This is a genomic window from Rahnella sp. CJA17(1/100), assembly GCF_963881615.1.
Lineage (GTDB): Bacteria > Pseudomonadota > Gammaproteobacteria > Enterobacterales > Enterobacteriaceae > Rahnella > Rahnella aceris.
This window is the reverse complement of record NZ_CAWOJA010000030.1, coordinates 1-8,646: the sequence shown is the minus strand read 5'-3', so window position 1 is coordinate 8,646 and position 8,646 is coordinate 1. Positions and strand designations below refer to the sequence as shown.

At 48.9% G+C, this 8,646-nt stretch carries 10 protein-coding genes, 1 other RNA gene and 1 pseudogene; 8 read left to right on the top strand and 4 right to left on the bottom strand.

Features of this window, described 5'->3' with window-relative positions:
* Positions 1-184: 184 nt before the first annotated feature.
* Positions 185-568 carry an autonomous glycyl radical cofactor GrcA gene (gene grcA, locus AACU55_RS14655; protein WP_013576730.1) on the bottom strand — a complete coding sequence of 128 codons (384 nt, stop codon included), beginning with the start codon at positions 566-568 and terminating at the stop codon, positions 185-187.
* Positions 569-907: 339 nt separating this feature from the next.
* Here grcA and ung point away from each other — a divergent pair, with 339 nt between their 5' ends.
* Positions 908-1,588 (top strand): uracil-DNA glycosylase, encoded by a 681-nt coding sequence (ung, locus tag AACU55_RS14650; protein ID WP_013576731.1) that lies wholly within the window; start codon positions 908-910, stop codon positions 1,586-1,588.
* Positions 1,589-1,648: 60 nt separating this feature from the next.
* Here ung and grpE read toward each other — a convergent pair whose 3' ends face one another.
* A complete protein-coding gene (gene grpE / locus AACU55_RS14645; RefSeq protein WP_013576732.1) occupies positions 1,649-2,236 on the bottom strand; it encodes a nucleotide exchange factor GrpE in 588 nt (195 codons plus the stop codon).
* Between the two features lie 137 nt (positions 2,237-2,373).
* Here grpE and nadK point away from each other — a divergent pair, with 137 nt between their 5' ends.
* From nadK to bamE, 3 genes are all read left to right on the top strand, one after another.
* Positions 2,374-3,252, top strand: a complete 879-nt coding sequence (gene nadK / locus AACU55_RS14640; RefSeq protein WP_013576733.1) for an NAD(+) kinase — start codon at positions 2,374-2,376, stop codon at positions 3,250-3,252.
* Positions 3,253-3,348: 96 nt separating this feature from the next.
* The gene (gene recN / locus AACU55_RS14635; protein ID WP_013576734.1) at positions 3,349-5,010 is read left to right on the top strand and encodes a DNA repair protein RecN; all 1,662 of its coding nucleotides are present in this window, start codon (positions 3,349-3,351) and stop codon (positions 5,008-5,010) included.
* A 112-nt stretch (positions 5,011-5,122) separates the two neighbouring features.
* Entirely contained in the window at positions 5,123-5,467 is a 345-nt protein-coding gene (gene bamE, locus AACU55_RS14630) for an outer membrane protein assembly factor BamE (protein ID WP_015690323.1), read from the top strand.
* A gap of 76 nt (positions 5,468-5,543) precedes the next feature.
* Here the strand turns inward: bamE and AACU55_RS14625 are convergent, their stop codons facing one another.
* Both AACU55_RS14625 and AACU55_RS14620 read right to left on the bottom strand, forming a co-directional pair.
* Positions 5,544-5,828, bottom strand: coding sequence for an RnfH family protein (locus AACU55_RS14625; protein WP_037036745.1), 285 nt, complete (start codon positions 5,826-5,828; stop codon positions 5,544-5,546).
* A complete protein-coding gene (locus AACU55_RS14620) occupies positions 5,821-6,255 on the bottom strand; it encodes a type II toxin-antitoxin system RatA family toxin (RefSeq protein WP_013576738.1) in 435 nt (144 codons plus the stop codon). The genes AACU55_RS14625 and AACU55_RS14620 overlap by 8 nt, the downstream gene beginning before the upstream one ends.
* Before the next feature lie 156 nt (positions 6,256-6,411).
* Here AACU55_RS14620 and smpB point away from each other — a divergent pair, with 156 nt between their 5' ends.
* From smpB to AACU55_RS14600, 4 genes and pseudogenes are all read left to right on the top strand, one after another.
* A complete protein-coding gene (gene smpB, locus AACU55_RS14615) occupies positions 6,412-6,894 on the top strand; it encodes an SsrA-binding protein SmpB (protein ID WP_013576739.1) in 483 nt (160 codons plus the stop codon).
* 49 nt (positions 6,895-6,943) lie between these two features.
* Positions 6,944-7,307: a transfer-messenger RNA gene (ssrA, locus tag AACU55_RS14610) on the top strand.
* A 192-nt stretch (positions 7,308-7,499) separates the two neighbouring features.
* Positions 7,500-8,357, top strand: a pseudogene (locus AACU55_RS14605) (phage integrase central domain-containing protein); the annotation flags it as partial.
* 73 nt (positions 8,358-8,430) lie between these two features.
* Positions 8,431-8,646, top strand: a 216-nt coding sequence (locus tag AACU55_RS14600) for a transposase (protein ID WP_134707141.1), incomplete at its 3' end; no start/stop codon positions are given.

Sequence of the window (8,646 nt, the reverse complement as noted above, 5' to 3'; positions counted from 1 at the left end):
GGCAGTAAGATTGATAATACCGAGAGCTTGTGAAAGTTCCATTTAAAAAGGGTCCATGATGAGCATGAACCCTTTTTACACGAGCCACAGGATCGGTCAACTGATCCTTAAACGATCGGCATTACCCTGAAGGCGGTTTTTTTATATCCATGAAACTGCTGGAATCTTAAAAGCTCGGAAGCGATTACAGACTTTCGGTGAAAGTACGGGTAATCACGTCACGCTGCTGCTCAGCAGTCAGTGAGTTAAAGCGCACCGCATAACCAGACACACGAATGGTCAGCTGCGGGTATTTTTCAGGATGCTTAACCGCATCTTCCAGAGTTTCACGGCGCAATACGTTAACGTTCAGGTGCTGACCCCCTTCCACACGTACAGTTGGTTGAATTTCCATTGGTACTTCACGGTATTCAAACTGGCCAAGCTCGCTGACAGCAACGATCTGGTCTTCCGCAAAACCCGCTTTTGCACACACGCAGCGCGCTTCCGCTTTTTCATCATCCAGCAGCCAGAAAGAGTTTTTCAGCGCTTCGTTGTTGCTTTTAGTAATTTGGATCCCGGTGATCATATGTTGCCTCCATTGTTGGCTACGATACTGTTAATTGATTGGTGTAAGGTTTGAACGACAACCTGTTTTCCTGTTGTCAGATATAACAGCAGAACACCCCGCATTCTTTGATAAATATCAATCTTTTCCTTGTGGGTATTTCTTACCCTCAGCATATTTATGTTTTATATCAATTTTTCCAAGGCACTGGATTAAATTATTTTTGTAAATTATCAACAATTTTTGCATAGAACGTTAAGTCGCAGATAAACATCAGCAAAAGCGCGTGCGGGTTTAACTCATCGGAATGAGCAGGTAAGCTACTGCCAGTTTAAAATTATCATCAAAAGGAGAGCGTCAATGTCCACCACTCTCACCTGGCATGACGTCATTGGTCAGGAAAAAGAACAACCTTACTTCGTTGATACGCTGAAGTTTGTCGCGGCTGAACGCGCTGCGGGCAAAACAATTTATCCACCGCAGCAGGATGTGTTTAATGCATTCCGCTCTACCGAACTGGCAGACGTCAAAGTCGTGATTTTGGGGCAGGACCCTTATCATGGCCCCAATCAGGCTCATGGATTATCGTTCTCCGTTCGCCCGGGCATTCCGGCACCACCTTCGTTAGTGAATATGTATAAAGAGCTGGCTACCGATATTCCAGGCTTCGAACGACCTACTCACGGCTATTTGCAGAGCTGGGCAGATCAGGGCGTCTTGTTGCTCAATACCGTGCTGACTGTCGAAGGTGGTCAGGCGCATTCACATGCCAAACTGGGCTGGGAAACGTTCACTGATAAGGTCATCGCAGCGTTGAATGAAAATCGTGATGGGATCGTCTTTTTACTCTGGGGTTCCCATGCGCAGAAAAAAGGCAATATTATCGATCGCAATCGTCATCATGTATTGAAAGCACCGCACCCTTCTCCGCTTTCTGCCCACCGGGGTTTCCTGGGGTGTAAGCACTTCTCGCAGGCGAATGCCTTACTGATGCAGCAAGGTCTGGCACCAATTGACTGGGTGCCCAGATTGCCGGAATAACAAAAAAAGAGGCACCCGCAAAGGTGCCTCTTCCATTATGTCAGTCTGCTTAAAACAGAATCAGGCTTTGGCTTTAGAAACCGCAACCATTGCCGGGCGCAAAAGACGGCCGTTCAGCGTATAACCCTTCTGCATCACCATCATTACGTGATTAGGTTCCAGCTCGTCGGATTCCATCATAGTCATCGCCTGGTGCAGTTCAGGGTTGAATGGCACGTGGATATCAGCCACCACTTCCATACCGAACTTGCGAACAGCATCCAGCAGGGATTTCAGGGTCAGCTCGACGCCTTCAATCAGACCCGCCAGTTCTGAATTCGATTTATCAGCCAGATCCAGCGCACGTTCCAGATTATCGATTACCGGCAACAATTCGCCAGAGAATTTCTCCAGAGCGAATTTATGCGCTTTCTCTATATCCTGCTCGGTACGACGGCGGATATTTTCCACTTCCGCTTTCGCACGCAGCAAGCTGTCACGCTCACGCTGCTGGAGTTCTTTCAGCTGCGCTTCCAGTTCAGCAATACGTTCATCGCGCGGGTCAACGACATCTGCCGCCTGAGTTTCCGCTTCCGTATGCAGCTCTTGTTCCTGATTCAGTTCTTCAGAGACTTGCTCGTCAGGTGTCTTATGTTCTTTACTACTCATGAATCTCTCCGCGTTTTAGCATTAATCTTGCTAGTTGGCTTATTATGGGGATCAAAACCGGGGTTTCAAGGTTTGGTTTTTAATGAAACCGGTCATAATGCAGGAGTCATCACACCCTGCTGAGGATAACCACAGCGATGAATAAAAAATTTGAGTGCATTGGGATTGTCGGACACCCTCGCCATCCTTCCGCACTTGCCACCCATGAAATGCTTTACCACTGGTTAATCTCAAAAGGTTATCAGGTGATCGTCGAACGTCAGGTGGCACAAGATTTAGCCCTGGAAGGCGCACAAACGGGCAGTCTGGCTGAGATCGGCAAGCTGGCGGATTTAGCCGTGGTCGTCGGCGGTGACGGCAATATGCTGGGTGCGGCGCGCGTTCTGGCCCGCTATGACATAAAAGTCATCGGCATCAACCGGGGTAATCTTGGCTTTCTTACCGATCTGGATCCGGATAACGCTTTGCAGCAACTCGATGACGTTCTGCAGGGTGAATACATCAGCGAGCAACGCTTCCTGCTGGAAGCCATGGTGCGCTGCAAGGACCAGCAATGTCGCGTCAGTACCGCCATCAATGAAGTCGTCCTTCATCCGGGAAAAGTCGCGCACATGATTGAATTTGAAGTCTATATTGATGACAAATTCGCTTTTTCCCAGCGCTCCGATGGTCTGATTATTTCGACACCGACCGGTTCTACCGCATATTCACTCTCAGGCGGCGGTCCGATCCTGACGCCGACGTTAGAAGCTATCGCACTGGTGCCGATGTTCCCACATACCCTTTCGGCGCGCCCGCTGGTTATCAACAGTAGCAGCACGATTTGTCTGCGGTTTTCGCATATGAGCAATGACCTTGAAATCAGCTGCGACAGCCAGATCGCCCTGCCGATTCAGCCGGGCGAAGAAGTGGTTATCCGTCGCAGTGAGTTTCATCTGAATCTGATCCATCCGAAAGACTACAGTTATTTCAATACATTAAGCACAAAACTTGGATGGTCAAAAAAACTCTTCTGATCTGATAAAAATAATTCGCCAGCCCCTTTACTGTATATAAAACCAGTTTATACTGTATGTAATTACAGGTCTGTTGTTATGTACAGGAAGGTGATCATGCTGGCGCAATTAACTATCAGTAACTTTGCCATTGTCCGTGAATTAGAAATCGATTTTCATGCAGGTATGACGGCCATCACCGGTGAAACCGGTGCCGGTAAGTCCATCGCGATTGATGCGCTTGGGCTTTGTCTGGGCAATCGTGCCGATGGCAGCATGGTGCGTCTCGGTGCCAGCCGTGCAGATATCTGCGCGCGATTCACCTTAGCGGATACCCCTTCGGCGAAACACTGGCTGGCTGAAAATCAGCTTGATGAAGGGCTGGATTGCCTGTTGCGCCGGACGATCAGCAACGATGGCCGTTCGCGTGGCTTTATAAACGGCACGCCCGTTCCCCTGTCACAGCTCCGTGAACTGGGCCAGCATTTGATCCAAATTCACGGACAACACGCCCATCAGCTTCTGCTCAAACCTGAGCATCAGAAAGCTTTACTCGATGCTTATTCGGATCAGCCCTTACTGCTGTCTGAAATGCGCAAAGCTTACCAAAACTGGCATCAGAGCTGCCGCCAGCTGGCACAATATCAACAGCAGATGAGTGAGCGAGAATCACGCCGCCAGTTGTTACAATACCAGTTGAAAGAGCTGAATGAATTTGCTCCTCAGGCAGGTGAGTACGAGCAAATTGATGAAGAATACAAACGTCTGGCTAACAGCGGACAACTGCTTTCACTGAGCCAAAATGCGCTCTATTTGCTGGCTGATGGTGAAGAGCAGAATATTGTCAGTCTGCTTTATAGCGCCCGCAATCAGCTAACTGAACTCGCAGAACTCGACAGCAAAATGAATGATCTTATCGTCATGCTTGATGACGCGTCCATTCAGGTCAGCGAGGCCAGCGATGAATTACGCCATTACAGCGAACGCCTGGACATGGATCCAAACCGTCTATTCGAGCTGGAGCAGCGTTTGTCACGCCAGATGAACCTGGCCCGTAAACATCATGTCAGCGCTGAAGATCTTCCTGAACTGCATCGTCAGTTGCTTGAGGAACAGCAGGAACTGGATGATCAGGAAACCAATCAGGCAGAGCTGAGTGAAGCAGTGCAACGCCATTACCAACAAGCCGTCGCGGTTGCTGAACAACTGCACGAAAAACGTCAGTATTTTGCTGATGAGCTAACGCATCTGATCACCCAAAGTATGCAGGCACTTTCCATGCCACACGGTAAATTTAAAATTCAGGTTCAGTTCGAACCAGAACATTTAAATATGGAAGGCGCAGACCGTCTCGAATTCCAGGTCACCACCAACCCGGGGCAGCCGCTTCAGGCTCTCGCAAAAGTAGCTTCCGGTGGCGAATTGTCGCGTATTGCGCTGGCTATCCAGGTTATCACGGCACAGAAAATGGAAACTCCGGCGCTGATCTTTGATGAAGTGGATGTCGGTATCAGTGGCCCGACGGCTGCGATCGTTGGCCGCCTGTTGCGTCAGTTAGGCGAATCAACGCAAGTTATGTGCGTCACTCACTTACCTCAGGTTGCAGGTTGTGGTCATCAGCATTATTTTGTCAGCAAAGAAACTGATGGTGAAGTGACTGAAACCCAAATGAATCGCCTTGATAAAAAGGCGCGTTTGCAGGAACTGGCACGTCTGCTGGGCGGAAGTGAAGTGACCCGAAACACGCTGGCCAACGCAAAAGAGTTACTCGCAGCGTAAAAAGCTCAACTTTTTTACAGTTCAGCGGTCATACAGGTGCCCCGCAAAGGTTTCAAACTGATGAAAGGTCTATTATCATCGGCATCTTATGCCCTAAAGGAATGTAATGACTATGCGCTGTAAAACGCTAACTGCCGCCGCTGTAGCTCTTGTAATGCTTACTGCGGGCTGTTCCACTCTGGAAAAGGTGGTTTATCGGCCTGACATCAATCAGGGGAACTACTTGTCTCCTGCTGATGTTCAAAAAATTCATACCGGTATGACTAAACAACAAGTTGCTTATGTTCTCGGCACGCCGATGCTACACGACCCGTTTGGCAGTAATGTTTGGTATTACGTGTTCCGTCAGGAACCAGGCCATGAAGGTATCACTCAGCAGACTTTAACGCTGACCTTCAACGAGTCTGATACGCTGACCAACATCGACAACAAACCTAAGTTGAGCGATCAAAAGTAAATCGCCCGGTGTGATGGTCTCTGGTTACCGCCAAAAATCATCTTTCAGGGTAAAAAAATAAGGCGCCTGAGGCGCCTTATTTTTTAGAACGTTCGGCGCGTATACGCCGTAACTCTTTCGGATCTGCAATCAGGGGCCGATAAATTTCAATGCGATCACCATCACTGACTGTATCCGCAAGCTTTACCGGCCGGCTGTAGATGCCTAACTTATTCTGTTTGAGATCGATATCCTGACGCAGCTCAAGTAAACCGGAAGCCTTCACTGCCTGTTCGACACTGCTCCCCTCTGCCAGTTTTACCGTTCGCAGATACTGACGTTCCGGCAACGCGTAGACCACTTCAACGCGGATCTCAGACACTGTAGACCTCTTTCGCGCGTAGAGTGAATGCCTGAACCATGCTGCCAGCCAGTTCTTTGAAGATTTTACCGAATGCTAATTCAATCAATTTATTTGTAAATTCAAAATCAAGACTGAGCTGAACTTTACAGGCATCCGGGCTAAGTTCGATGAAATCCCATCCTCCGGTCAGCTTACGGAACGGACCATCCACCAGCTGCATATCAATGCGTTTGTTGCTGATTAACGTATTTTTGGTGGTAAAAGTTTTACTTATGCCCGCTTTGGAAACATCAACCGCTGCGGTCATCGACGTATCGCTGTTTTCCAGGATACGGCTGCCGGTACAACCAGGCAGAAATTGCGGGTAGGCGTCGACATCATTCACTAAGGTGTACATCTGCTCCACGCTGAACGGCACAAGCGCAGAACGACTTATCTGTGGCATATCATTTTCCAGGTGTCATAAAACGTACAGATAATACCATTTATCCACGCGGTAATAAAAACAACGAAGCACAGGCTGCCACAAACAGGAAAAACTCCCGACTCTCACTGCGTGGGGATTTCAATCGGCATCGCTTACAGTATAATAAGTATCACTATGACAAAGAAAAAAGCACATAAACCCGGTTCCGCGACTATCGCGATGAACAAACGCGCTCGCCACGAATATATCATCGAAGATGAATTTGAGGCGGGGCTTGCTTTGCAGGGATGGGAAGTCAAATCGATGCGCGCTGGTAAAGCAAACATCACTGACAGCTACGTCACATTCCGCGACGGTGAAGCCTTTTTGTTTGGCGCAACCATTCAACCTCTTAACGTGGCGTCCACTCATATTGTGTGTGACCCGACCCGTACAAGAAAATTACTGCTCAACAAGCGTGAGTTAGAAACGCTGTTCGGTAAAGTCAGTCGCGATGGTTACACCGTCGTCGCGCTTTCCATGTACTGGAAAAATGCCTGGTCAAAAGTGAAGATCGGTCTGGCTAAAGGTAAGAAAGAGCACGACAAGCGCGATGACATTAAAGATCGCGAATGGAAAGTAGACAAGGCACGTATCATGAAGCACGCAAATCGCTAAGCCTCTGGCGTAGCTTGGTGTTTTGCTGGTATACTACGAAATAGTACTTGGGGCTGATTCTGGATTCGACAGGATTTGCGAAGCCCAAGGAGCATGCCGAGGGGCGGTTGGCCTCGTAAAAAGCCGCAAAAAAATAGTCGCAAACGACGAAAACTACGCCCTAGCAGCTTAATACCCTGCTTAGAGCCCTCTCTCCCTAGCCTCCGCTCTTAGGACGGGGATCAAGAGAGGTCAAACCCAAAAGAGATCGCGTGGACACCTTGCCTGGGGTGAAAGCGTTAAACCCAATCAGGATAGTTTGTTAGTGGCGTGTCCATCCGCAGCTAACCGGCGAATGTAAAGATTGGACTAAGCATGTAGTGCCGACGGTGTAGTAATTCTGGACGGGGGTTCAAATCCCCCCAGCTCCACCAAATAATGATCCGGTTATTACCAGATAAGTCCGGAGAAGTCCTGAAAGCCCGCATCCCTCCTAGGTTTGCGGGCTTTTTTGTGTCTGTAGAAGTCCGAGAAGATCCGCCTGAAACCGGCGTCTATTGGTATACGAATTGGTATACGCTAAGATATATACCAATAAACGTATACCAATTAGGGAAGATCCTTGCATGGCGCGGACTACACGCCCCCTCACCCACACCGAAGTACAAAAAGCCAAAGCCACAGATAAAGACCTCACTTTGCATGACGGCGACGGGCTCTTTCTCCTGGTCAAAAGCACCGGCAAGAAAATTTGGCGCTTTCGCTACCAGGTGCCTGGCACATCAAAACGCACCATGATTAGCCTCGGCGCTTATCCTGCTCTTTCACTGGCTGATGCCAGAGAAGTGCGTGCAGAGAAGCTTGCGATGTTAGTCAAAGGAATAGACCCACAAGCAAGAGCTGGCGAAGAAGCTGAGAAGCTCCAGATCGCTCAGGAAAGCATTTTCGTCAATGTTGCACGTAAATGGTTCGAGCTGAAAAAAAGTCACGTCAGCGCTGACCATGCTAAAGATATCTGGCGTTCTATTGAGAAAGACATCCTGCCCAGTATTGAAAATGTTCCTGTTCAGGAGCTGAAAGCTCGTACTTTGATCCAAGTATTGGAACCAATCAAAGCACGCGGAGCATTAGAGACAGTCAGGCGTTTGGTGCAACGCATAAATGAGATAATGATTTATGCCGTCAATGTTGGGTTGATCGAGGCCAATCCTGCTTCAGGAATCGGTAATGCTTTCGAACGCCCGAAGAAGCAGCACATGCCTACAATTCGCCCCGAAGAACTGCCCAAGCTAATGCGCACCATTTCTATGAGCAACCTGTCTATACCAACCCGCTGCCTGCTTGAATGGCAGCTACTGACGCTCATACGCCCTGCCGAAGCTTCTGCGACAGCCTGGTCAGAGATCGATATAGAGAATAAGCAGTGGTGTATTCCGGCAGAACGTATGAAAGCAAAGCGCGACCATATAGTCCCGTTGTCGGAATGAAGTGGAATACTAAATCTGGCCACCTGAATAGAGGTGATATCATCGCCTCATAGTCAAAACAGGTGACATTATGACCGGACGTAACAGACGTAATTTTAGCCCCGAGTTTCGCCTCGAAGCTGCCCAGCTTGTACTCGATCAGCACTACACCGTTGCCGCCGCTGCAACGGCAATGAATGTCGGTAAATCCACGATGGATAAATGGGTTCGCCAGCTTAAAGAAGAACGCGCAGGGAAATCCCCAAAGGCCTCTCCGATGACGCCTGAGCAACTTCGCATTCGTGAA

Bases quoted from the DNA above. Each gene is read 5' to 3' on its own strand.
- grcA (WP_013576730.1), bottom strand. From the start codon at position 568: ATGATCACCGGGATCCAAATTACTAAAAGCAACAACGAAGCGCTGAAA.
- ung (WP_013576731.1), top strand. From the start codon at position 908: ATGTCCACCACTCTCACCTGGCATGACGTCATTGGTCAGGAAAAAGAA.
- grpE (WP_013576732.1), bottom strand. From the start codon at position 2,236: ATGAGTAGTAAAGAACATAAGACACCTGACGAGCAAGTCTCTGAAGAA.
- nadK (WP_013576733.1), top strand. From the start codon at position 2,374: ATGAATAAAAAATTTGAGTGCATTGGGATTGTCGGACACCCTCGCCAT.
- recN (WP_013576734.1), top strand. From the start codon at position 3,349: ATGCTGGCGCAATTAACTATCAGTAACTTTGCCATTGTCCGTGAATTA.
- bamE (WP_015690323.1), top strand. From the start codon at position 5,123: ATGCGCTGTAAAACGCTAACTGCCGCCGCTGTAGCTCTTGTAATGCTT.
- AACU55_RS14620 (WP_013576738.1), bottom strand. From the start codon at position 6,255: ATGCCACAGATAAGTCGTTCTGCGCTTGTGCCGTTCAGCGTGGAGCAG.
- smpB (WP_013576739.1), top strand. From the start codon at position 6,412: ATGACAAAGAAAAAAGCACATAAACCCGGTTCCGCGACTATCGCGATG.